This window comes from Clostridium sp., from assembly GCF_029267215.1.
Taxonomy (GTDB): domain Bacteria; phylum Bacillota; class Clostridia; order Clostridiales; family Clostridiaceae; genus Sarcina.
The window spans coordinates 25,894-50,629 of sequence record NZ_JARIDH010000022.1 but is presented as its reverse complement, the minus strand read 5'-3'; the positions used below and the strand labels follow the sequence as shown (position 1 = coordinate 50,629).

Below are 24,736 nucleotides of genomic sequence, written 5' to 3'. Positions count from 1 at the left end.
ATTTAATCTATTTTTTAAATGAATTTTTTAATCTTAAAATACCCATAACCAATGATAGAAGACCTAAAAGCAAATATAATATACTTGCTTCTTTACACCAATTAAACAAGGCTTTCCATATTAAGATACCAAATAAATTACATTCCATATGAACAATAATTGATGCTAAAATTGTTTTACTTTTAATATATATTAATGCTAGTATTATTCCAGAAATAAATGTATATATACCTTGAGTTAAATTAAGGTGCATAAGAGAAAATACCAAAGCTTGTACAAAATACTTAATTTAATATTATAATTCTTTTTTAGATATCCAAATACTATTCCTCTAAAAAATATTTCTTCAAAAATAGGAACAATTATTATGTTAATTAAAAATCCTAATATAGTAATAGATGGATTTAGTTTATTTGTAACACTTGAATAATTGTTCAAAAAGCCACCAAAAGTTTCAGCTATAATTATACTTAATATACTTTTAAAAATTTACTATCAAAACTTTAAAATGTTAATTTTATTAAAAAATATTTTTTACAATTGTATGTATAAATGTTATAAAATTCTATATTAGTAGTTTTAAATATTAACATATTTATAATTATTACCTTTAATTTTATTAATATTTATTTTTTTTGTGATTTGAAAAAATAAAAAAAGAGGAATATACTTTACCAATATGTGAGAGATTCAATATATAAATTGCTTTAATTAATAAAAAGTAAGATTCAATTAGTGGAAAGTTTAATTTATGCCAATTAAAAAGATTTAAAAGTGGAGATGATTATATGAATAAAACTAAGGGTTACATAATTATTTTTAGAGAATTTGGAGTAATGGCAACTCAAAGAAGTTTTGAAATTTACATTGATAACAAGCTTTTAACTAGATTACCAATGGGAGAAGCTTATTTGGTCCAATTAACTCCTGGTAAACATACTATTAAAACAGGAATTTCATTTTCAACTAGTGAAACCATAAATATAGATATAGAGGCAGAAAAAACAAAATATATTGTAACTGGAAACAAAAATGGAACTAAAGATAATATTTTTAGTTTTTTCATTAGTCTATTTAAAATGTTTACACGCAAACATTTTGTATATTTAAAAGAATTAAATGCTTTAGAAGTTGAAAAACAAATATTAAATACAAAAGTAGATTGTTCTAGTATATTTAAAAATAAAATTAATAAATTACCAGAGGATATTACAAGAAAAATATTCTCTAACTTTACTTTCTTCCCTAAAAATACCAATGCATTGAATTATGGCAAAATAACTATAAATAAGGTATTATTACAATTATTAATAATAAGTGCAATAATAAGTTTAGTCATTACAAAGGGAAATCTTAAAGTGACAGGACATTTAATAGTAGGTGATTTAATAACAATAATAATAATATATATTTTTATGGAACCAATAATATTTCCAAAAAAGAGGAGAAAAGAATAAGTATAAAAGTGTTTGAAAATAATATTTTATCATTAATTTTATATTTTTATAAGTATTGTATTTTTATGATTTTTAATTCAAAATAAAATTAAATAAATTTTAAAATAAGGATTGGTGATTTTTATGAAGGTTTTATTAAATGGAAAGCCAGTTGATGTTTGGGAAATTAGTAAAACAAATGTTCAACCTGATTGGGTAAAAAAAGCTTTTGCTGAAAATTATCTTTATTGGTTAGATAACAGACTTCGTATTTTAATTTGTGCTTTAAATCCATCTACTAAGGAAAATTTAAAAGTAGGAGCCATTGGAACTGTTGGGGGAGGATTTTGTGGTTATGCAATGTATCCTGTTGGAGATATTGGAGATTTTATAGATGCTACTAATCAGAAACTACTTTCTAGAAAACAATTTTATAAAAAATACCAAGTTATAGAAGAATAAATAAGTATATTTTTAGTTCTGTTTTAAACTAGTGTTGATTTTAGGTAGAACTTTAGATTGTTTATTAAATAAATCTTAAAGGACGAGCTAAAATCAACACTTACCTAAAACAGGACTTTATTTTTAAATAATATTATTAATAAATTAGATTTTAAATAACACTTGTTTAAAATGTACCAAATAGCAACTAAAGCTATTGCTATTATTGTGCCGATTTTAAATAACATTTATTTTAAAAGTACATCTTAAGATGAGACTAAGAATTTTTTATATTAAGCCCTCTTTTATATATTTTTCAATGGCTTTTTCTATATAACTTAAAGTACAGAAATCTCTATCTATTTTTTCCTTACATAATTTAAGTCCTTTAATAAGAAGATCTTCTTTAAACCAAGTTGAAAGTCTCATTAAACTTATTGGATTTATTGTTCCTTCTTTAGTATCTAAAACTCTTGATTTTTTTATGAATTGATTTTCCATTGCAATTAAAACAGCTTCTTTTAGATTTTCACTTATTTCAAGCTCTGGCATTTTATCAAATGTATGCACCTCATCTAAGTCAAACATCATTCCTACTGTTTTTTCTATATCAGTATCTACTAATATAACATTTTCAAAAGTAGCGCCTGTAAAGTCAACTCCATCTAAATTTACTCCTTCAAATATTACATCTTTGAATTTAGCTTTTTTAAATTTACTTTTCTTTAAGTTACTTCCTATGAATTCAGTTCCTTCAAATTTACCTTCAAAGAAATCACATGATTTAAAGTGAGCTCCTCTGAAACTTGCATAATTAAAGTTTGAATTTGAGAAATCACAGTTATAGCAATTAGCTCTTCTAAAATCCATATACATGAAGTTTTTATTTCTCTTTTCAGCCTTATTGTATTTAAAAATTGGAGTGTTTTTTTTATTTGTAGCCATAAGTATTGATAATGGTTTTTTATTATATTCCCACTATCATATACACCACCTTTCCTATTAGAATAGTCCTTTTATAGAAATTATTAATATGCTTTAAATATTAATAAAGTTTTACTTCTATGTTTACGTTATTACATTTTATCACATATTATTATAAATAGTTATTATTTTTATAATATCAATAATAGTACTTATAATATTTTTGATATGGAATATTATGTTGTTTAATGATTTGAAAATAAGAAATAAAGAATAAATTAATATTTAGTCTTTATTAACTTTTAAAAGATTAAAATAAAAAAAGTAGAGCTTGGCATCCGGCGAAGGACAAACCAAGCTCTACAAAAATTAGCACTGTATTAGTACCAACTGCTCATTTATAGTATCATTAATTAAATACATTGTCAATAAAAAACTTTATATAATAAAATTAAAAAAATAAAAGAAAATACTTGATAGTTTATTAAAAAAATGATATACTAAAAAAGTAGCAACAAGCTACTGAAAATTTATAATGAAAAGTTTTAATTTAGTAAATAGTTTCTTCAAATTAGAGATTATTGTCAAATTAGAATCTTTTAATTTAGGAGGAATTAATTATGACAGATAAGACATTAACATGTGTAGATTGTGGAGCAGAATTCGTATTTACAGTTGGAGAGCAAGAGTTCTACAAAGAAAAAGGATTCGATAACGAGCCAAAAAGATGTTTAGCTTGCAGAAGAGCTAGAAAACAACAAAATAACGCTAGATAATTCAATTTAGAATTTTAAGAGCTATAGTTTACTATAGCTCTTTTTTATTTTTTAAAACAAAGTATTTCAGTTGAAAAAATAGCTATTATCAAAGTTTTATTAATATATAAATAAAGTTATAAGTAAGAATTTTTTAAAATAATTGTTAATAAATTTTAAAAATGTTATGATAAAATGAGTTAAAAGAGTCTATATAATAATAACGGAGGACTATTTAAGGAGAGGTTATGGCAGAAATACTATATTTTTTTAGAAAAACAGAAGGAATTAACAGATTTAAACCTTTTGGTGAAATACATTTAATTTTATTAGGAATAGCTTTAATTGGATGTATTTTTATATTTAATAAAAAGAAAGAAAGTCGCTTATTAGAAATAGCAATAGGATTAGTATTGTTATTTCAACAGATTAGCTTATATGCTTGGTATTTTATTATGAATTATAAGGTTCTATCTGATGGCCTACCATTATACCATTGTAGAATAGCCATACTAACATTAGCTTTAGGATTGTTATTTAAAAAAGATTTCTTAATAAAAATTGGGGCTTATTGGGGAATATTTGGATCAATTGCAGCCCTTATATTTATTAATATGGATTCATTTGCTTTTCCTCATATAACTCAATTTTCATATTTTATAGGACATGTTGCTTTGTTATGGGGAGCCTTTTATGTTCTAGTTGTTAAAAAAATAGGTATGAGTAAAATTGATTACAAGAATATGATTGTATTTACAACAACTTATCATATTTTAATGTACTTTGTAGATAAATTAGTACATGGAAACTATGGATATATGGCCTCTTCTCCTATAGGTTTATTTAAAGGATCGGACAACATAATTTATGGTTTTATTGTTATAATTATTTTCAATTTGGTGCTTACAATAGAATATTTGTTAAATAATAGGGGGAATATTTTTAATTATAAATTAGATAGAGAGCTTGAAGCTTAGAGAGTTATCTTTTTATTAGGTTAAAAAATATAATGATTTTTTACTACAAGAATAATATTGACTTAAAAAATAGTTTTTAAATTAAATATATATAGAAATTTATAATGATTTACTATTGAATTTAAAACAGACAAGAATTAAAACTTGTCTGTTTTTTTAGAGCTTTTAAAATATTTATCATATTTATAATAAAGTTTTAAAAATAATAATTTATTTAGATATTTTTAAAATTTAGATTTTTTATTCTAAATACGTACATAAACTTGCTGACCATATTGAATTTCATCTAATGTTTTAATTCCTAAATCAATATTTTTACTTATATGCTTTGAAAAAGCTGATTCTAAGGTTCTCTTTTCAGTTTGGGATAGCTTTTTCCAAATGACACCAGGGAATAGGTCCTGTATTATAAAGCTTTCACCAGAATTAACATAACTTAAAAGGTGTACTGCTTGAGGTAATAATGCATTCATAAGAAAACCTCCTTTTAAAATTTGCAAATACTACTAACTATAATATATGTTTTAAAATGAGGAATAAGAATAATATATAAATTAATTATTAGGTTTATGAAGTTTGAAAATAATGATATATTTTAAGTAAATATTTATTTAAAATAAAGTTAATTATAATTAAGGTAAATTTGGAGGAAACAAATGAATAAGAAAAAAGTAATAGTAGTTGGTGGAGGACCAGCTGGTATAATGGCATCAATAACTTCATCAGTTAATAATGAAGTTATATTAATAGAGAGAAATAATGAGATTGGTAAGAAGTTAAGACTTACTGGTGGGGGAAGATGTAATATAACAAATAATAGAGATATAGAAGAATTTTTTGAAAAGATAGTTACAAATAATAAATTTATGTATAGTGCATTATATACATTTTCAAATTATCAACTACTAGATTTCCTAAGTAAAAAAGGATTAGAATATAAAGTTGAATTAGATCAAAAGGTTTATACTAAGAGTGATACAGCAGAAGAGGTAATTGGAATATTAAAAAGAGAGTTAGAAGAATGTAAAGTAAAAGAAATGTATAATACCAAGGTTTCTGATTTCATAATAGAAGATGGAGAAATAAAAGGAGTAGTTACTGAAAGTGGAAAGAAAATATTAGGTGATAAAGTCATAATAACCACTGGTGGAAAGAGCTTTCCTAATACAGGATCAGATGGAGAGATGTATGGAATATTAGAAAAGTATGGACATACAATAACTCCTATTCATGCAGCCTTAATACCTCTTGTTACAAAAGAAGACTTTGTTAAAAATCTTCAAGGAGTAGCAATGAAAGATGTGGTTGTATCAGCTAAGATTAAAAAGAAAAAATATGAAAAGACAGGGGATATGATATTTACTCATTTTGGAGTGTCAGGTCCAGCTATTTTAAAGCTTTCTTCTTATATAACAAAGGCCTTAGGAAATGGAGAAGTTGAGTTAACTTTAGATTTCTTAAATGATAAAACAAAAGAGGAGTTATCTCAAATAATAAGAGGTAATAAAAATAGAACTGTTTTAAACAATTTAAAAGGAATACTTCCTCAAAATTTCTTAAAGCAAATATTTGAAATGTTAGATTTAACAGAGGTTAAGGCTAGTGATTTAAAAAAAGAGGATGAAAATAAAATAATAAGTTATATTAAAGAAATGAAGCTTACTGTTAGAGAGACGCTTACAATAAAGGCAGCCCAAGTAACTTCAGGTGGGATAAAGGTTAAAGAAATAAATGCATCAACAATGGAATCAAAGCTTATAAAAAATCTTTATTTTGCAGGAGAAGTTATAGATATAGATGCTGAAACTGGAGGATATAATCTTCAAATGGCTTTTTCAACAGGATATCTAGCTGGAAGTGATTTTTAAAAAATATACATTTACAAAGAGATGCTAATGAATAAAAATTATTTGTTAGTATCTTTTTGCTTTTATTATTGACTTTGGTTTTTTAGAGAGTTATAATTTGTTTTATAAAATATAATTTTTAAAAATTCAAAATTATTAAATTCATAGTGTGAAATTTTCGCACTTAGTAATCTACAAAATAGTCTTTTATGAATTAAAATTAGTTTTCCATAATGAGATGGAAAGTTATTTTAAAATTTAGAAAAACAAAAAATTATAAAATAAAATTTATTATACTCAGGTTAAAATTTTTTAAATAGGATAAATTAAATACAGAATAAATTGAAGTAAGGAGAGAGTTATATGTTATATGATTTTAAAGTTAAAGACATAGAAGGAAATGAAGTTTCTTTAGGAGATTACAAAGGAAAGGTTCTTTTAATTGTTAATACAGCAACAGGTTGTGGATTTACTCCTCAATATGAAGGATTAGAAAAATTATATGCTAAATATAGAGATAAAGGTTTTGAAATATTAGATTTCCCTTGTAACCAATTTTTTGAGCAAGCTCCAGGCACAAATGAAGAAATAGTAAGTTTCTGTAAGTTGAATTTTGGAACAGAGTTTAAAACATTTGCTAAGATTGATGTAAATGGAGAAAATGCCCATGAATTATATAAATTCTTAAAGAAAGAAGCTCCAATGGCAAAAGAAGATGAGGCATCATTAGGACTTTATGAAAAATTAAAAGGATTAGGATTTACAGCAGATGGATCAGAGATTAAGTGGAATTTCACTAAATTCTTAGTAGATAAAAATGGTGATGTTATAGCAAGATTTGCACCTACATTTGAACCAGAAAAATTAGGTGAATTAATAGAAGAGTTATTAGCAGAATAAGAATTATCATAAAATAAGACCATACTTATTATAGTATGGTCTTATTTTATGATAAATTTATATTTAAATTAAGTTAATTTATTAGTTAATCAGAAATTCTAACAATTTGTACAAAGCAGCCTATACCAGAATTCAATTGGGTTGTTTCTCCTAAAATAGCAGGAGTAACAGTTATTGAAGTAGGAATTGGGTTTGGAATTAAGTTAACAGTGGATTCATTAACCAAAGTGAATACATCTCCAATATTAGCATCAATAGCTATACTACCATTTACAACACCTATAGAAGATGGTGAAACTTTAGGTACTCCAGATAAGAATACTCTAGAACCATTCTTAAATAATGAAACAATTGTATTTGCAATGTTAGCATTAGTATTTTCTAAATTAAATGACCAAATGAATAAATATCTACCTGCAGCATTAATTGTGAAAGTACCATTAGTAATATTAGCAATTATAGTGGTAAAAGTTGATCCGTTATTATTTTGAGTATTATAAGTGAAATTTTCATTAGAATTAACAAGTAAACTATTTTGCGTAGATAAGCTTACTAATAGGGTATCATTAAAATTATTTCCAGGAATACCTTGTTCACCTTGAGGACCTTGGGGACCAGTAGGTCCTTGAGGTCCAATGGATCCTTGAGGTCCTTGAGGGCCAATAGGTCCTTGAGGGCCAGTTTCGCCTTGAGGCCCTATAGGACCTTGAGAACCAGTATCTCCTTTTGGCCCTTGAGGCCCAACTGGCCCTATAGGGCCTTGAGATCCGGTGTCTCCTTTTGGCCCTTGAGGCCCAATTGGTCCTACAGGCCCTTGAGGTCCAACAGGTCCCTCTGGACCTTGAGGCCCAGGAAGACCAGGTTTACAGCAGCATCTACAACAATTTGGTCTGCAACAATTATTATAGCACCTATAGTAACAATCATATTGATCATCATTGTAATAATCATAATATTGATTTGGATTATAATCTCTTCTTACCATATGAAACTCCTTCTTAAAGATTAAGAAATAAATTCTCAATATTAGTTTATGATTATATTATTATGTTGTGCTAAAAATATAAAATTGCAGTTAATATAATAGGCCATTTATTTATAACATATAAATAAACGGCCTTTAATTATATCAAAGGTATTATACTTTGAACAAAATCTTTGAAAAATTTTATTCCAAAAACTGAGTAAGATATTAAATAAATATTATATACAAGTAAGAGTAAGTTAATAAATTTTATAAGTTTATTAACTAATTTTTCTAGTTTTGAACCAGTTTTAATTTTAGCTATTTTTATGTTAGCTTTCCAAGGAAAAAGTAATTCAATTCCTTCTGATGTTATAATATCTAAAACTAAATGAGATAAATATCCACAAAGAAATCCGAAAAATATGGAAAGTAATATTATATTAAAGTTACTTATATAAAGTATTGTATAGAAAATAGCATAAACTAAAGCTAAAAATAAAAAGCTATGAGTAAATCCTCTATGTCTACATTTACTTCCAAAATGTTTTGATAAAAAAGGATACATTTGACTTATGGAAGATTTTCTTTGATCTATATCTGGGAAAAGTGAACCTATGTAAGAAAAATGAAAAAATAAAGCTATAAGAAATACTTTATAAGCTAAGTTATAAGGTATTAAATATTCTGTGATGAAGTAATTAAGCATTATTAAAGCTATGCATACTCCACCTGTTGAGTGTGTTTCTTTTGTCATATAATCTCCTTTTGAAAAATTGTCATTTGTTTTATAGTAAAAATATTATCATATTATCAAAGTAATATAAAGATTTTAAATACTGTGATTAAGTAAATTATATGAGTTTATATTTCAGATTATAGATTTAATCTAAGGTTTAGATTCTAATTGTGTGTAAAATAAAAATACCTAGGAAAGAATGGACGGTTCTATTCCTAGGTTTGATAGTTATGGTGGTAATTTTATGTAAGGTTTATTACCAAATTAAAGTAATATATTTTAAAATGATGTATTAAGGCTATTTATTTTACAATTTTGTACAAAACATATTACATATGTATTATATCAACTTTTATATTGATAATGAATAGAGTTTGTAAAACTGGTCAAATTTTATGCGAAAGTGGTCAAGTTATATAATTTTTACAAATAATATAATGAATTTATTTGTTCATTTTAGGTATTATTGATTATGATGTTTTATCAAATATATCTGGGTTAGATTCAAAAACAATGAAGGTGGATTTTGAAGAAATAGTAAATGATAAAAGGATAATAGTTCCTATACTTTATTTAAATTATAAAAAGCTTGGATTAACTATGAAGATGTTTATTATAAGACTATTCCAAATAATACCTTGTTATAGAAAAGCATAAATGGTAGAGGAACTTTCAAAAATATCAGAAGCTTAATAATATTTTTGAGTTTAGTGATTCTTTCTAGTATATTTGTATTACTGCTTATAATGAGATAACAGATATAGATAAAATAAGAAAAGTTTTAAATAATTATGGAGAAATAGAAGAAATTAAAGAAGCTAATATTGGTAAGCAGTTTAGACGTTGGGTTTATAGACTAGATGAAGAAAATGGATATTGGGAAGAATGTGTTTTCACAGATGACTTCCTTCAAAATAGAACAATAAAAGAGAATAAGGAGTAAGTTTAATATGAAGATTGATAAAGTTCGTGATTATGTAGTTGAAAATACAAAATGTATTTCTGTATATATTGAAGGATTAGATTGTAGAGAGGCATTTATTGAAGCTTGCAGGGATGTTGTACCTAAGAAACCAGTAGTAGCAATTAAGAGTGGTGGTTCTAAAATAGGAGTTAAAGCAGTTTTTGCACACACTGTTTCAGAAAATGAGGGGACAGATGATTCCTTACATGATGAAATCTTTGAGAAGGCAGGAGCAATAAGGGCTACCACTTGGCAAGAATTCTTATTATATTGTAAATTATATTAAGACTTATATAATAAAAAATAGGTGATTAATTTTTTATGATACTAGAACTTATAAAACAAATGTATGTAAGAAAATTAAAAAATTATAGGTATATATTAGTGTGTGTGATAGATGATTATGGAGAAAGCGAAAAAAGATATGGAGTGGTTTATGTTTAGGTAACATAATTGGATATTTGTTTGATTTTACTAATAATTATGAATTAGTAGAAGAGTATATTAGGAACCATGAAATTAATTTTGATGAACTTAAGTTTATAAATTATAAAAAAGAGGAAGAGTATGGTGAATAAGGAAAGAGTAGAAGCTTTAAATAAAATAGGTTATTTTTTAGGAGCAAGAGATTTAAATAATTTAAGTGAAGAAGAACTAGAAAAATGTTTTGGTATAAAAAAGGTAGATGTATTAGTATTGTTAGGAAGTGCAATAACTTATAATATAGAGGTTGCTATAGAGGCTTATAAAAAGGGGCTTTGCAATAAATTACTAATATGTGGTGGTATAGGGCATTCAACAGAATTTTTAAGAGAAACAGTTAGAAATGATGAAAGATATAAGGATATAAAGTTTGATAATAAAGCGGAAGCCGATATAATAGCTGAAATAATTAAAAAATATTTTAATCTTAATGAAGATGATATTATTATAGAAAATAAATCAACTAATTGCGGAGATAATGCTAGAAAGGCAGTGGAACTTTTAGATGATTTAAAGTTAAAATACAATTCAATTATGCTTATTCAAGATCCAACTATGCAACTTAGGACTTATGCAGCCTTTTTAAAATATACTAAAGAAAAAGAAAACATTACAATTATAAATTATTCTCCATTTATTCCAAAGGTAAATATAGAGGGAGAGTTTGAAAACAAAGGTATTAATGGAATATGGACTATGGATAGATATGAGGATTTAATAATTGGAGAAATACCTAGATTAAGAGATGATGAAAATGGATATGGCCCAAGAGGATATAATTTCATAGAACATATAGAAATTCCAAATGAAATAGAAGAGAGTTACTTTAAATTAAGTAATATACTAGGTAAAAAAACAAGATAAATGAGAACTTTTTATTTAATAGATTAAAATTTCAAGAATAAAGGATTGTGAGTTTTTAGAGTGTGATTTAAGAGGAACTATATTCCAAGAAAGTAGAATACAAAACATAAGTTTTAATAAGGTTAATTTTGAATAGAGTGTATTTAGAGGAACAGATTTAAAAGGAATTGATTTTAGAGAATGCGATATAACTAATATATAGATTTAAATATGGAAGATTTAGAGGGTGGAATATTTTCATCATATCAAGATTTAGATTTAATTAGATTTTTAGGAATAGTAATAAAATAGATTTTATTTAAAACTCAATAAAGCTTATAAATAGAAATTAAATAACCATAAATTTTAAGTTGGTATTAGAATTTATTTTTCTTTTAGCCATCATAATATCTAAATTAACAAGAATCGGCATAGTACAATCCTCCTAAATTGTTTGCATAGATTTTATAATAGGATTATTATTTTTTAGGAAGCTAGTTATTTTTTTTACTTTAAATAAAGCAATAAGGTGAGGAATTGCACAAATATAGATGCATATAGTTATAGAATAAACTAAAGACGAATTTATTATTGAAAATGTACTTTTAAAATATGATTAAAAACTAAGGTTGACAATATATAAAAAAAGTAATATCTTTAGTATATATTAGTTGAGTAAAATTAAATTTATATATACATTAAATTGAAGGAGAAATTATGGATAAATATGATAGCTTAAAACTAGAAAATCAACTTTGTTTTAGATTATATGCTTCATCAAGAGAGGTTATAAAGAAGTATAAACCTATATTAGATGAATATAACTTAACATATACTCAGTATTTAACTATGTTAGTATTATGGGAAGAGGAAAAAGTTACTGTTAAAGGAATAGGACAAAAATTACATCTTGATTCTGGTACACTAACCCCTCTTATAAAAAAATTAGAAAAAATGAATTTAGTTATGAAATATAGATCAGCAGATGATGATAGAGTAGTAATAGTTGAATTAACTGAAGAAGGAAAAGAATTAAAAGAAAAAATTGTAGATGTTCCTAAAAAAGCATTTTGTTCTCTTGGACTAGAAAAAGAGGACGTTATAAAGTTAAGAAAAAATTTAGATGATTTATTAGAAGTTCTTAAATAGAAAATACGGGATAGTAAAGTTTTAAAAAATAAAAATGAGATTTTTTATTTTTACTTTTTTAATATGGTAAAATATATTTGAAATTTATTATATTACAAAGGATGATTAAAATGAAATACAAAAGACATCTAATATCATTAATATTGTTAATGTTAATGGTAGCTTTTGCAGAGTATACAGGTGAAATGGAAGTTATATTTCCAGAGGTTGGTGCTTTGGTAGTAGGGGCTTGGATAGTTGAAAAGCAACCATGGAAAGTAAGTAAGATAGAGTTAGTTACTCTTATGACTTTATGCTCTATAGTTGGGGTTGTTATTGTTAGATATGTTCATTTTCAATTAACATTTCAAGTTTTAATTGGTTTAATCTTTGCAGGGTGTACTTTAAAACTTACAAAAACAACCTTAGTCCCAATCGTTTCAGCTTGTATATTACCTATTTTACTTAGAACAGAAACTATTGTTTACCCAATATCTGTATTTGTATTAACTTTAATGATTGTTTCAGTTCAATATTTCATCAATAAGGATAAAATAAAAGATATTAAAGAAGAAGCTAAAGAAGAATTTAAATTAATGGAAAAAGATACTCAATATAGAAAAAAAGAACTTATTAAAATGGGTAAGATTTTTATTATAGTAGGCTCTCTAACTTTTTTATCAGTTAAATTAAAAGAAACTTTATTAATAGCCCCACCTTTAATTGTGGCATTTATTGAGCTTACTAATGAAAAATGTAAGTTTAGAAAAAAATCAAAAAAATTATTATTGCTTTTTATAATTGCTTCTTTAATAGGTACTGGATTTAGGTTAGGATTAAATGAGATGTTGGGACTTCCATTATGGATTTCTACATTAGGAACAGTGGTTAGTATATTTATATGCTTTGAAAAATTCAATATGTACTTTCCGCCAGTTGCAGCAATTTCAATACTACCTATGCTCTTGAAAAATAATCAAATTTTATTTTATCCATTACAGGTTGCTATAGGATGTGCAATTTTTATTTTAATAGCTACGTTTTTATTTACTGAAAAGAGCATTAAAATTTGTAATGAAGAGGGATGCCATAAGACATCTTTAAGAGTATAAAAATAAAGGTTAGTAAAATTATAATTACTAACCTTTATTTTTATATTCTTTTACTTATTATCTTTTTCAAAATTTGAAGTAATAGTCACTTCTTCTTCAACCATTCCTATTTTATCCATAGTAATTTCTTCTTCAGATAATACAACTTTCTCTATTCTATCTAGAGTATTGTTTACTTTGTTATTTAATACTTTTCTTTCATATCTTTTGTAAATTAGCCATGCTAAGAATACAAATATTAAGGGACCAGATATTTGGAATATTACAGAAACATAGTCTTTTTGGTCTCCTGTTAGAGGTTTTATAATAGTAAATATGTTTGCAAATCCAACTGTTGAGGTTACTACTATAGATGCTATTAAAGAGCCATTATAAGTTTTAAAAACTTCAAATGGTTTTTCAATCTCTTTTTTCTTTTTAAAAAATGGAAATGCAAATGATAAAAACATATATGGAATTGTTGTTGCAACATTACCCATAAGTATTAGGTGATCAAAAAATTTAGATGAATCATCTCCACCTAAGGAACACGCTAATATAAATAATATAACGATTATAGCTTGTATCCACATAGCTGTTACTGGCATATTTTCTTTGTTTAATCTTGTCCATTTATTAGGCCAAATATCATTTGGAGTACCTTCTATTAATTGTTTTATTGGTGAATATGATAATGTAAAATAAGCACCTATAAGAGCTAAAAACATTGATAGTCCTATGAATCTTGATAGGAAGTTTCCAAGTATTACACAGGCTGAATGACTTAATCCAAATGCTTGTCCAATATAGAATCCTAAATAATTTATAACTATGTAAGCTATATTAGCCATATTTACATCAGGACTCATTAAATCTCTATTCCAGTTAACAAAGAAACCTATTGATAATATACCAATAGCATATCCTATAACTATTACAAATGCAGAAATTTTTATTCCTTTTGGAAATGTTTTCTTTGGATTTTCAGTTTGGTCAACTAATCCACCTATAGCTTCTAAACCACCATAAGCAAAGATTGCAAAAACAACAAAACCTAAAACACCTAAAGGTGATTGATATGATGGGTTAGGAGAATGTAAAAATTGATGGATATTAAATCCTTGAGCTGTGTGAAAACCATTACTTGCTAAAACTATAAGGCCACCTAATATTAATATAACGTTTGCTAAAGCCACTACTGTACCACCTATAGAAGTGATTTTTGAAATATTATTTAAACCTTTAGATGAAACATATGTTATTATAACAAGCAATAATATTCCTAATAAAGCTAAGGTTTGAGGGCCTGAAAGACCAAATAACTTCCAACTAGATGTGGTATCTTTTCCAGTAAATACATTTGATAATGGAATCCATATTGAAGAAGATACTGAAACCATCCATATTAAGTTTGATGAAAACCACATGAAAGTTACTATGAATGCAAACTTTGGATTAACGGATTTTGCCATCCAAGAATATATACCACCTTTTTCTTTTCTAAAAGCAGCACCATACTCAGCCATCATAAATGCGTAAGGAATAAAAAATAGTATAGCTGAAATTATGTACCATATAATACCATTATAACCCATTAAGTAGAAAGTTCTTGGCATATTAGTAAAGCCATAAACTGATGTGAAAATCATAAGTATTAAAGCTGTAAGGGTTAATTTGTTTTTTTCTTTTGATTTCATAAAATCACCTCTTATAAATTTTTACTATAAAACCCTATTTTTATTAATTATACAAATAAAAGTTTTGAAGTAAAGTACATTCTGTTAATAAATTCACTTGTTGTTAAGTATTTATCAATGAAAATGGTTACAAATTAATGTATCAATTATTTAAAAAATAAAAAAATGCATAAATTTGTGACAAAATCATAAAAATAATATTAACATTAAATAAATTTAACTTAAATTATTCAAAGGAAATTAATAAAATATAAGAAGGAAAAAGGTAAAGTAATATAATTATGTATAAAATAGAATATGATTAAAATTAATCATATTCTATTGGGTTATTAAAAACATCACTATCCACAAAATCTTCTAAATGAGTTGCTTTATTTCTACCTTTTCTTTTTGATATATATAATGCTCTATCAGAATATTTAATTGCAGATTTTAAGTTCTTAATATTATATAGGGTAAATACACCAATACTAAAAGTTAAATGGTCTGAAACCTTAGAATAGCGATGTTTTATATTAAGGGTATCTAAATTTTCTTTTGCTCTTTTTGCAAAGTTCATGGCAGTAAGTTTATTAGCGCCTTTTAATAATACACAAAATTCTTCACCACCATAACGAGCAACTATATCTTCTTTACGACAGTTCTGTTTTAATATTGAAGCAATACGTTTTAAAACTAAATCACCTTCTTGATGGCCGTAATTATCATTATAAAGTTTAAAATAATCTACATCTACCATTAAAAATGATATTGGTAAATCTTTGGCTTTTATATTTTTTATATAATTATCTAAAAAACGCCTATTATAAATATTACAAAGTCCATCTTGCATAGAATCTAATTTTGATTTTCTAGCTTTTTTTATAAAAAAGATAACCGCTATTAATAATATTAATAAAACCAAAAATAGAACACCTAGGATTTCTTTAAAATAAGAAATATCATTAGTTTTTATTATTTTGTTATCTATATAACTTTTAAATTGTTTTTCATTTATAGTTTTAATTTTAGTTTCCTTTTCATAATATTTATTTATTAATATATTTGCATCTTCAATATTTTTTAAAGACTTATATATAGAAACTCTTTGATTAATTGAAAATAAAGAAACACAAGTTGCTCCCTCATTATCAGCAAGTGTTTCTAATTTATTAAAATATTCTATAGAAGTTTTATAGTCACCTATACTTTTATAGTAAAGAGCATAGGAACGAGTTTTTATCATTTCTAATTCTGAATATTTAATATCATCATTAGTTAATTCTAGCTTTTTAATTTGTGATATGTATTTAGGAACTAAATCAAGTTTTTTATCATTTATTGCTTTTAATATCATATAGGATAAATACATAATATTTAAATCATCTGAATCATTTTTAGGAAGCGCATTTAGATATTTACTAGATTTTTCTAAGGTATTAGTAAAATCTGCATTATCATTAACTGACCAATAGATTTCAGCTAAGTTTAAGAGAGCATATTCTTTTAAATAAGAATTATTTTTTGTAAAGTATGTATTTGAATTAAGTGTATTGTAAAGTATATTTGCACTTGTTACATAAGCTCCCATATATCTATAAGCTAACGACATATTTAGTTTAATAACTAGTTTTGAATCATTATTTGCATATTTGTAAGCTTCTTTATAATTTATTACAGCATTAAGAAATTTTTCTTGTTCAAGATTTAAAACACCTAAATAATTATAAATATCAAATTTGTATTTTTTTGGGAGTGATTTAAACATTTTTTCATTTTCAGTTATTGAATAAAGTTTTTTTTGTGCTAAGTCAAACTCCCTATTATGTATTTCAAGTTTAATATTTGAGAATATAATATCTGCTTTTTTACAATATTTATCGATTTCATTTTTTTTATTAACATAATATTTAGTGCACACTAGTGAAAATGAAACTAAAATAAATAATATTATTAGCAAATATTGTTTCTTTAAAGTTTTCATAAGTCCCCCTAAATTAATAAGTTTAAATAAACTTCAATTTAATGCCATACAATTTAAAAGTATACCATAATTATTCAAAAAATGGACATATTTAGACAGAAATATACCAAAAAATATAATAGTTTAATATTATAGGGATATGGGATAATAGTTTTTATTCTTATATGAAGTAGAAAATAAAAAGAATCTATAATAAAAGCGTACAGTTTAGTACGCTTTCTACTATAGTAAAAATATATTAAATGGAAAATTTAATAATATATATTAAGAATTTTTATTAGGTTTTGGATCTATATCTACATCTAAAAAATCCTTTGTAATCCAATTTATGTTACATGAATTTAAATCGCTATCATTTTTTATTATATTAATTATTTTATTTCCTATGTCTAATCCTAAAGCAAATCCATTATCTAAATCAGGCATAAAGTGAACACCGCCATAAATTCTTGAAATGCTACATTCTTGAGATAATGCATATATCTTTTCTTTTTCAGTTGGGAAATAGTATGAAGCTATTTTAGCAAAGCAACCAGCAAATACTGAATGTCCTGCTGGGTATGTTGGATGATGAGGTGTTGATATATAGGCTTTGAAATCAGGATCATATTGAACAGGCCTTGGAATTTGAAATTTATATTTATAATACCAGCAAATAATCATTGCATCATTTAAAGCATTAGATAATACAGAGAACATTCTACTAGCTGGAATTATTTCTATACCATATTCATTTATAAGATTAAAAAAAATTGGGAAGAATTGATTGTGTGCTGCACCTTTTCCCCAAAAAACTGCAAGCATTTTTTGTTCAGAAGTTAAATTTTCAGCAACTCTTTTTACTTTATCTAATTCCTCACCTTCAAAATCAAATAAAAAATCAGGTGGCAGTATATCAAAAGCTACTTTTTCTCCAGTATTTTTATATTTAAAAGTTCCATCAATATTTCTATCAAAATAAACTAGTGGCCAATCTTTTCCAGAAGGGGTTTCTCCAATTGTTGTAAATTCAGAATTTCCATAAGGAATATACCACCAATTATTCATTACAGGTCTTTCATTTCTACAGCATCTATAACTGACTTTATCAGCTTCTTTTTTACAAGTAGCATTTAAACCATTAAATGTATATTTATTTATCATTTAAACTCTCCTAAGATATTTATACACAATTATTATATTATTTTTTATATATTTTGCTACATGACAAATGAAATACAATAAATCACAAATAATCAAAAAAAAGATAATATAAATAGTATAGGATAATAATTTTTGTTTGACTTAATATTGATTTTATACAGTAGAAATTATGTGAAAGGCATTTGAAGGGATATGGAATATTTCGAAAGGAGGTACTTATCAAGTTTTTTAGTTTACTTGATAAATATTTATGCGAAAAAGAGTTAAGGATTCAAGTAATAGTATGGTTGCAGCTTTAGGTATAAAGACTTTAAATCAAAACTTGAAAAATGCTTTGAAGTCTGTGATAAAGTGTGACCCTGAATTCATTATACTATCAACTAGAAATTTTTTATTAAGTGATGATTTATGGAATGATCTAAAAAATGCTAATTGTCCTAAGTTAATAATACTTCCATTTGACTATAGATACAGAAATCAGAAAAATGCAGTAAATGATGTTAAAATAATTAATTCTCTTATTAATGATGGGAATATTGGAACTATTTTAAATTCTACAAATGAATCCAATTGTGTTTTAACAGATAAGTTTTGCTATGTGTCTTCAGGGGCTTTAAATTATAATGGAATAACAAATTATATAGAAATTTACGAGATTATGAATTGTAATGATTCTAATTATGAGCTTTGGAGAAGTGAAATTTTTAATTTTGCTAATAGAGAAATAGAAAACTATAGAAGAAGTAAGAATAGAGAGGGTGTTGAAAGTAAGTTAAATGAAAGCATAGCTAGAGCTGTAAAACTATTTTCTGATATGACTAGACAATTAACAAAATCATTTATAAATGAAGTTTTAGAAGTGATTGAGGACATAGATAGAGCTATTATTTTAAGTGTTGATGCTTATCAATATATTGATAAAAATTTTATAGATTTAATAAAATTTGCAAAGAAAGTTTTATCAAAGATAACATGTATAATAGATGATTTAACAAGACTTATATTAAATTTTAACAAAAATAAAGAAATCACAAATATTAAAATGTTTAATTGCATAAGAGAGGGATTTTGGTGCTTACTTCCACTTATAGATGAATTTAAAGAGTTAGAGAATGTTATATTTTTTAATACAAGTGAACAATGGAGAAATCCAGATGAGGGTATAATAGACTTTTTAAGTAATAATACTAATCCTAATAATGAATTGATAAAAACTTTTTATGAGGGTGTTATATTTCAAAGTAAAGAATGTTTTAGTAATAGTGAAGATAATGAGTAATAAGAGTTTAAAAGGTATAAGTAAGAGATATTAGGTAATTATACTAAAATTGTAGTTGAAAGATTTGAAAAAAGTATTATTTAAAAAATTAATTAAGGATAAGTGGTTATCACTTTGAATAAACAGCAATAATTTATTGATTATTGCTGTTTATTTTTGTGATTTTAAACTATATATAATATAGTTTAATTATAATTTTATTTATTTTACAAGTATTTTTTTTATTTCTGCAATGTATAAAATATGGTAGTCTTTTTCTTTATACCATCTTTCATCTATACCATCTTCTAAGAAGCATTTAGGATCTAACTTTTGATTATATAGTTTTTTACAAACTATAACCACTTTTCCTTCTTCAAAGTAAGGTGTATTATTAGAATGAGAGATTGTTAGGTTAGAATTTGTTATTTTATCTTCATCTCTTCCAGAAACTTTACCAAGATAACCTAATATTTTTTTGTATTCATCATCAAAGAAAGTAAGAGAGAATGTATCTGAATTTTCTACAAACTCTTTAGTGTAGCGTTGAGGTCTTATAACAACATATGCAACATCTTTTCCCCACATTACTCCAAGACCACCCCATGAAGCAGTCATAGTATTAACTTTTCCCTCTTTTTCAGCAGTTATAAGCATCCAGTCTTTTCCTATTAATTTAAATGGACTTTCATTTAGCTCTTCTGTTTTAATTTCGTGGAACTTATTCATAGTATTATATCCTCCAAATAATTATATAAGTATCTTCTAAAATTATATCAAATATGTGATTTTAAAAAAACTTTTGTTTATAATAATAATTGGTTAAAGTTAAAAATTATATTTTTTATTAGTTAAATTAAATGGAGGAATAATTTTGAAAAATAGATTTAGTATTGGAGAAGTTAGTAATATGTTTAAAGTAAGCATACATACTTTAAGATATTACGATAAAATAGGATTATTAAAACCTATCATAAATGAAAAAAATAGGTATAGATATTATGAGCCAAAGCATATTCATCAGCTTTCTATAATTTTAGGATCTAGATATTTAGGGATTCATATAGAAGATATTAAAGAAATTTTTGAATCTGGAGATATAAATAGATATTATTCTCTTTTAAATGACCAAGAAAAATTAATAGATGAAAAAATATTAAACTTAAAACATTTGAAAAAGCGAGTAAAAAGTAGCAAGGAGAGAATTAACAATATAAAATTTCATGAAAATATATATGATATCAAATCTTTAAATATAGTTTATGAAAAAAGAAATATACTATTTGTAAAAAGTGATTTGATATTAGAAAACCATGAGTTTAAAAGATTTATGAACTCAATTGAAATTGATGGTATAAATTCAGAATATTATTATAAGGGGAGTTTTAATGGTAATGAAATGGTATTTCCATTAGATAGTTTTTGTATCTTAAAAAATGATGAAAATAATGAATTGTTTGAAATAATTAAAGAAAACTCTGAAGGTAATAATGAATTTATATTAGAAGGAAATTTTGTAGAATTAGCCTTTTTAGGTACAATAAAAGAGGTTAAAAATTATATAAAAAACTTACCTAAAATATGGATTAATGGAAAAGATAGCTTAATATTTGTAAATGAAAGAAGCTATTTATTAAGTAAAGACAAAGCAAAATATTATTTTAATATAATAATATTTTTTAAATAATAAGTTAGCACTTGACACTAGAGTAACTCTAGACTTTATTATTAAATAAGAAAAACTAAAGAGAAGGTGAAATTATGCTAAAAAAACAACTTATGTATTTAAAAGTATTTTTAGTGTCTTTAGTTTCTATTGCTTTATTTACAGTATGTTTTGGAAAAGATAATCTTTTTATAGCCTTTGCAGCTGTAATTACTGTAGCTACTATGTTTGGAGAAGATTATACAATTAATCCTATACGCAACACTTTATATTTTATAGGAGTGGAACTTTTTGTTGGTCTTAGTGCATATTTAGCAAGCTTAAATATAATACTGGGTGTTATAATAACGCTTATAGTTTCGTTTGTTATATATTTTGGTTTTAGTTATGATACAAAACCAGCTAAAGCAATTGGTTTTATAGAACTTTATTTGTTTTTGCTATATCAACCAATACAAAGTTCACAACTTTTTATTAGAGTTATTGCTTTGATATTTGGTGGAATAGTTATAATGATTTTATATTACATATTGGCTAGATATAATTTTGAAACTATATTTAATAAATCTATTAAAGGATGTATAGATTTACTTTCTTATAATATAAACTTAATATTAAAAGATGGAGAGACAAATAAAGAAAATAGAAAAAAAGTCGGTACTATGATAAAAGACTTAGAAATAAGAGTACATGAAAGACTAGAGCTTGATAGGGATAAAGTATATTCTGTCTATTTAAAAAACCTAATTGTAATATATTTAAAGAGATTAAATTATACAGTTTTAGAATTAAAGCTTAAGGAATCAAATAAGCACATTATTGAAAGAACTAATGAATTATTAGATTCGATAAAAAAATATATAGTGAGTAATGACTTAAATGAGTTAAATAAGGCATTAAATGCATATCTCCATGATTTAGAAAATTTAGATTTATCTCTAAATATAGATAGTTATTATTACTATAATATAAAGCTAAATACAAAAGAGTTATTAAAAGAGATTGAAGTTGATGAAGATGATGTTAAAAAATACATAATTAATAGAATTAACTTAATAAAATCAGCAAAATTTAATAAAGAGAGTTTAAGAAAAAGTTTAAAGATGACATCTTTAAGGTTTAATTTAGCTATTAAGGGGGCTATTACCTTATCTTTTTCAGTATTTATAGTGAATTATTTCAAGATTTACGATGGACAATGGGCTCTTTATACAATATCTTTATTGCTTCTACCTTATGCTGAGCAAAGTACCAAAAAGGCTAAGGATAGAGTAGTGGGTACTATAGTTGGAGCAGTTTTATTTAATATAGTATTTTATTTTATACAATCTAATATTATATTAGTAATTGCATTCATAGTAGTTTGTATGTACTTAAGTATAGCTATAATACAATATAAAATAAGATGTATATTTATAACATTAAATGCATTACTTATGGCTGGACTAATGGATCCTATGCATACTCCTTATTATGTCTTAAGTGAATATAGGGTTTTCTTTATAGTAGTAGCTTCAATATTAGTAGCATTTGTTATGAATTTTATATTTCCTTATAAAATAAAGGAGCAAACAAATAAATCAATAGAAAAGTACATAGATATAAATAAAAAAATAGTTAGTGATTTAATAAATAGTGAAGAGAATAAAAAAGAGAACTTCTATTTATTAACTTTTATTAGCAATTATATGTGGAAAAAAATAAATTTTAACAATAAAGAATTAAAATCAAAATTTATTCAAGAATTACTTTTAATGCAAAATGATTTTATAGTAGATTTAGATTTCTTTATGAAAGATGAAATTCTAAAAAGAAATAAGGAGTTATTTAAAAATAAATTCCATAAATTTAAGAGTTGTGTAAGTAGTGAAAAATTGAAAGAATTAGCAATAGAAGAACTTAATAAAGCAAAAGATGAAGAGCATAAGTTAATTATAATATTAACTTATAAATTATTTAATGAATTAGTAGAAATGAATAGAATAAGCAATTTGGTATGTAGCAATTAAAAAATACAGAGGATATGCTTTAATTTGCATATCCTCTGTATTTTATTCTTCAGGTAATGTTAAGTTACAAGTTGACAACATGTCTATAGTACTAATTACATCATGCTTAACTCCAGCAAGTATTATTAAATCATTTGCTTCTAATACAGTGTCTGCATTAGGCATAAATTCATGTGTATCTCTTATTATTGAGAATATTCTACATCCTGATGGAAGTTTACATTCTTTAAGTGGTTTACCTATATAGTAGTGGCTTCCTATAACAAATTCACGTATTATTATTTTTTCATCATCATCTATAATTTCAGTAGTATGATCATCAGTTACTATAAATTTTTCAAATAATATAGGGAAAAGAATACAAGTTACAACTGTTGTAACTATAAATGCAGAATAATCGGCATTAGTTATGTATCCTAAATTTAAAGCCATTTGAGCACCTACAATTACTAAGCTAAGTTGGGCGGTTAAAATCATTGAGGCTGCTAATGAATTTTTCATTCCATATTTCTTTTTTAGTAATAGAGATGGAATAAATTTTACTAAGAAGAATATAAGAACAAAAAATGGTATTTTAGCAATTGAACCTGGATTTTCAACTATTGCTCTTAAATCAACGTTAACACCGACCATTATAAAGAATATTGGTATTAAGAAACCGTATCCTACAACGTCTAACTGATGAGAAATTTCTTCTTTAGCCTTACCAACGATTAAAGAAAATACCATACCTGATAAGAATGAACCAAGTATAATTTCAGAATCAACCTTTTGAGCCACAACTACTAATACTAATACAAGTACAAAGGCCCCTCTAACACTAAGGTGGAGATTTTTAAAAGCCATTGCTGAAAAATCATTCACTTTAAATATTATTTTAGCTAAGAAGTAGACTATTATAGCTACCACAAATATTATTAAGAATGTAAAACTTTTTAATGTAACACCATTAACTGCTATTGAAGAAACAAAAGTAACTCCTATTAAGCTGACTAATTGAGTTATTATTCCAAAAACAAGTAATGTTTGACCATAGCTACTATTTATTATGTGTTTAGCCTTTAATATTGGAACCAAAAGTCCGGGGGCTGCTGCTGTAAATAATAGGGTAAAGAATAACATTCCTTTTGAGATACCAACAAATTTTAAGGTATAAGAAAGTATAAATGCTGTTAATATTGATACAATAAACATTTTTACACTTGTAAATAATTTTGAATCATATAAAGATTCTCCTTCGTTAAGTTTTAGTTCATCAAAATCTATGGCAAGACCACTTAAAAACATTAAGTATGCTAATCCAAGGTTTGATAAAAATAAAATCCATATATCTGGTTTTAATAAATTTAAAAAACTTTTACCAAGCAAAATACCTATGAATATTTCTCCCACTTGATAGGGTATTTTTATTCTTTTTAGCTTTGATACTAAAAATGGAGTAAAGAATGCCACAACAGATAAAATTAACAATGAATCATAATTTATAGTTGTACTCATAATAAAATCAT

24 protein-coding genes and 1 pseudogene are annotated in these 24,736 nt (G+C 24.8%); 15 read left to right on the top strand and 10 right to left on the bottom strand.

The window, feature by feature from the left end; all coding sequences use genetic code 11:
• Positions 1–7: 7 nt before the first annotated feature.
• A pseudogene (locus Q1K13_RS02600) lies at positions 8–438 on the bottom strand (CPBP family intramembrane glutamic endopeptidase).
• A gap of 350 nt (positions 439–788) precedes the next feature.
• On the opposite strand from Q1K13_RS02600, the gene Q1K13_RS02595 reads away from it, so the two are divergent.
• Together Q1K13_RS02595 and Q1K13_RS02590 are read left to right on the top strand one after the other, a co-directional pair.
• The gene (locus Q1K13_RS02595) at positions 789–1,457 is read left to right on the top strand and encodes a hypothetical protein (protein ID WP_300347543.1); all 669 of its coding nucleotides are present in this window, start codon (positions 789–791) and stop codon (positions 1,455–1,457) included.
• A 123-nt stretch (positions 1,458–1,580) separates the two neighbouring features.
• Entirely contained in the window at positions 1,581–1,898 is a 318-nt protein-coding gene (locus Q1K13_RS02590; protein ID WP_300347542.1) for a hypothetical protein, read from the top strand.
• Positions 1,899–2,165: 267 nt separating this feature from the next.
• Here the strand turns inward: Q1K13_RS02590 and Q1K13_RS02585 are convergent, their stop codons facing one another.
• Positions 2,166–2,822 (bottom strand): pentapeptide repeat-containing protein, encoded by a 657-nt coding sequence (locus Q1K13_RS02585; RefSeq protein WP_300347541.1) that lies wholly within the window; start codon positions 2,820–2,822, stop codon positions 2,166–2,168.
• 599 nt (positions 2,823–3,421) lie between these two features.
• Here Q1K13_RS02585 and Q1K13_RS02580 point away from each other — a divergent pair.
• Together Q1K13_RS02580 and Q1K13_RS02575 are read left to right on the top strand one after the other, a co-directional pair.
• Positions 3,422–3,577: a zinc-ribbon domain-containing protein gene (locus tag Q1K13_RS02580; protein ID WP_300347539.1), complete on the top strand. Its 156-nt coding sequence runs from the start codon at positions 3,422–3,424 to the stop codon at positions 3,575–3,577.
• Positions 3,578–3,804: 227 nt separating this feature from the next.
• Complete coding sequence (locus Q1K13_RS02575; protein ID WP_300347538.1) at positions 3,805–4,533, top strand: YwaF family protein; 729 nt, start codon at positions 3,805–3,807, stop codon at positions 4,531–4,533.
• Positions 4,534–4,778: 245 nt separating this feature from the next.
• Here Q1K13_RS02575 and Q1K13_RS02570 read toward each other — a convergent pair whose 3' ends face one another.
• Positions 4,779–5,006, bottom strand: coding sequence for a single-stranded DNA-binding protein (locus tag Q1K13_RS02570; protein WP_300347537.1), 228 nt, complete (start codon positions 5,004–5,006; stop codon positions 4,779–4,781).
• 183 nt (positions 5,007–5,189) lie between these two features.
• Here Q1K13_RS02570 and Q1K13_RS02565 point away from each other — a divergent pair, with 183 nt between their 5' ends.
• Positions 5,190–6,401 carry a BaiN/RdsA family NAD(P)/FAD-dependent oxidoreductase gene (locus Q1K13_RS02565; protein ID WP_300347535.1) on the top strand — a complete coding sequence of 404 codons (1,212 nt, stop codon included), beginning with the start codon at positions 5,190–5,192 and terminating at the stop codon, positions 6,399–6,401.
• 342 nt (positions 6,402–6,743) lie between these two features.
• Positions 6,744–7,280 carry a glutathione peroxidase gene (locus tag Q1K13_RS02560; protein WP_300347534.1) on the top strand — a complete coding sequence of 179 codons (537 nt, stop codon included), beginning with the start codon at positions 6,744–6,746 and terminating at the stop codon, positions 7,278–7,280.
• Positions 7,281–7,365: 85 nt separating this feature from the next.
• Here Q1K13_RS02560 and Q1K13_RS02555 read toward each other — a convergent pair whose 3' ends face one another.
• Both Q1K13_RS02555 and Q1K13_RS02550 read right to left on the bottom strand, forming a co-directional pair.
• A complete protein-coding gene (locus Q1K13_RS02555; protein WP_300347532.1) occupies positions 7,366–8,265 on the bottom strand; it encodes a collagen-like domain-containing protein in 900 nt (299 codons plus the stop codon).
• Between the two features lie 139 nt (positions 8,266–8,404).
• Positions 8,405–9,001 carry a metal-dependent hydrolase gene (locus Q1K13_RS02550; RefSeq protein ID WP_300347531.1) on the bottom strand — a complete coding sequence of 199 codons (597 nt, stop codon included), beginning with the start codon at positions 8,999–9,001 and terminating at the stop codon, positions 8,405–8,407.
• A 429-nt stretch (positions 9,002–9,430) separates the two neighbouring features.
• On the opposite strand from Q1K13_RS02550, the gene Q1K13_RS02545 reads away from it, so the two are divergent.
• The 6 genes from Q1K13_RS02545 (at position 9,431) to Q1K13_RS02520 (ending at position 13,513) form a co-directional block, all read left to right on the top strand.
• Positions 9,431–9,640 carry a hypothetical protein gene (locus Q1K13_RS02545; RefSeq protein ID WP_300347529.1) on the top strand — a complete coding sequence of 70 codons (210 nt, stop codon included), beginning with the start codon at positions 9,431–9,433 and terminating at the stop codon, positions 9,638–9,640.
• 293 nt (positions 9,641–9,933) lie between these two features.
• A complete protein-coding gene (locus tag Q1K13_RS02540) occupies positions 9,934–10,233 on the top strand; it encodes a hypothetical protein (RefSeq protein ID WP_300347528.1) in 300 nt (99 codons plus the stop codon).
• Positions 10,234–10,268: 35 nt separating this feature from the next.
• Positions 10,269–10,391, top strand: coding sequence for a hypothetical protein (locus tag Q1K13_RS02535; RefSeq protein WP_300347526.1), 123 nt, complete (start codon positions 10,269–10,271; stop codon positions 10,389–10,391).
• Positions 10,392–10,514: 123 nt separating this feature from the next.
• Entirely contained in the window at positions 10,515–11,294 is a 780-nt protein-coding gene (locus tag Q1K13_RS02530; protein ID WP_300347525.1) for a YdcF family protein, read from the top strand.
• A 696-nt stretch (positions 11,295–11,990) separates the two neighbouring features.
• Positions 11,991–12,422 carry a MarR family winged helix-turn-helix transcriptional regulator gene (locus tag Q1K13_RS02525; protein ID WP_300347524.1) on the top strand — a complete coding sequence of 144 codons (432 nt, stop codon included), beginning with the start codon at positions 11,991–11,993 and terminating at the stop codon, positions 12,420–12,422.
• A gap of 110 nt (positions 12,423–12,532) precedes the next feature.
• Positions 12,533–13,513, top strand: a complete 981-nt coding sequence (locus Q1K13_RS02520; protein WP_300347522.1) for a hypothetical protein — start codon at positions 12,533–12,535, stop codon at positions 13,511–13,513.
• A 50-nt stretch (positions 13,514–13,563) separates the two neighbouring features.
• Here the strand turns inward: Q1K13_RS02520 and yjeM are convergent, their stop codons facing one another.
• The 3 genes from yjeM to Q1K13_RS02505 form a co-directional block, all read right to left on the bottom strand.
• Positions 13,564–15,189: a glutamate/gamma-aminobutyrate family transporter YjeM gene (yjeM, locus tag Q1K13_RS02515; RefSeq protein ID WP_300347521.1), complete on the bottom strand. Its 1,626-nt coding sequence runs from the start codon at positions 15,187–15,189 to the stop codon at positions 13,564–13,566.
• A 307-nt stretch (positions 15,190–15,496) separates the two neighbouring features.
• Complete coding sequence (locus Q1K13_RS02510) at positions 15,497–17,152, bottom strand: diguanylate cyclase (RefSeq protein ID WP_300347519.1); 1,656 nt, start codon at positions 17,150–17,152, stop codon at positions 15,497–15,499.
• A 264-nt stretch (positions 17,153–17,416) separates the two neighbouring features.
• Positions 17,417–18,295, bottom strand: a complete 879-nt coding sequence (locus tag Q1K13_RS02505) for a vanadium-dependent haloperoxidase (RefSeq protein ID WP_300347518.1) — start codon at positions 18,293–18,295, stop codon at positions 17,417–17,419.
• Positions 18,296–18,545: 250 nt separating this feature from the next.
• On the opposite strand from Q1K13_RS02505, the gene Q1K13_RS02500 reads away from it, so the two are divergent.
• Positions 18,546–19,574: a hypothetical protein gene (locus Q1K13_RS02500; RefSeq protein ID WP_300347517.1), complete on the top strand. Its 1,029-nt coding sequence runs from the start codon at positions 18,546–18,548 to the stop codon at positions 19,572–19,574.
• Positions 19,575–19,775: 201 nt separating this feature from the next.
• On the opposite strand, the gene Q1K13_RS02495 is transcribed toward Q1K13_RS02500, so the two are convergent.
• On the bottom strand, positions 19,776–20,282 hold the full coding sequence (locus Q1K13_RS02495) for a flavin reductase (protein ID WP_300347515.1): 507 nt from the start codon (positions 20,280–20,282) through the stop codon (positions 19,776–19,778).
• Positions 20,283–20,427: 145 nt separating this feature from the next.
• Here Q1K13_RS02495 and Q1K13_RS02490 point away from each other — a divergent pair, with 145 nt between their 5' ends.
• Together Q1K13_RS02490 and Q1K13_RS02485 are read left to right on the top strand one after the other, a co-directional pair.
• Entirely contained in the window at positions 20,428–21,240 is an 813-nt protein-coding gene (locus Q1K13_RS02490; RefSeq protein WP_300347514.1) for a MerR family transcriptional regulator, read from the top strand.
• Between the two features lie 74 nt (positions 21,241–21,314).
• Positions 21,315–23,228, top strand: a complete 1,914-nt coding sequence (locus Q1K13_RS02485) for an FUSC family protein (protein ID WP_300347513.1) — start codon at positions 21,315–21,317, stop codon at positions 23,226–23,228.
• A 42-nt stretch (positions 23,229–23,270) separates the two neighbouring features.
• Here Q1K13_RS02485 and Q1K13_RS02480 read toward each other — a convergent pair whose 3' ends face one another.
• Positions 23,271–24,725, bottom strand: a complete 1,455-nt coding sequence (locus tag Q1K13_RS02480; protein WP_300347511.1) for a cation:proton antiporter — start codon at positions 24,723–24,725, stop codon at positions 23,271–23,273.
• Positions 24,726–24,736: the final 11 nt, after the last annotated feature.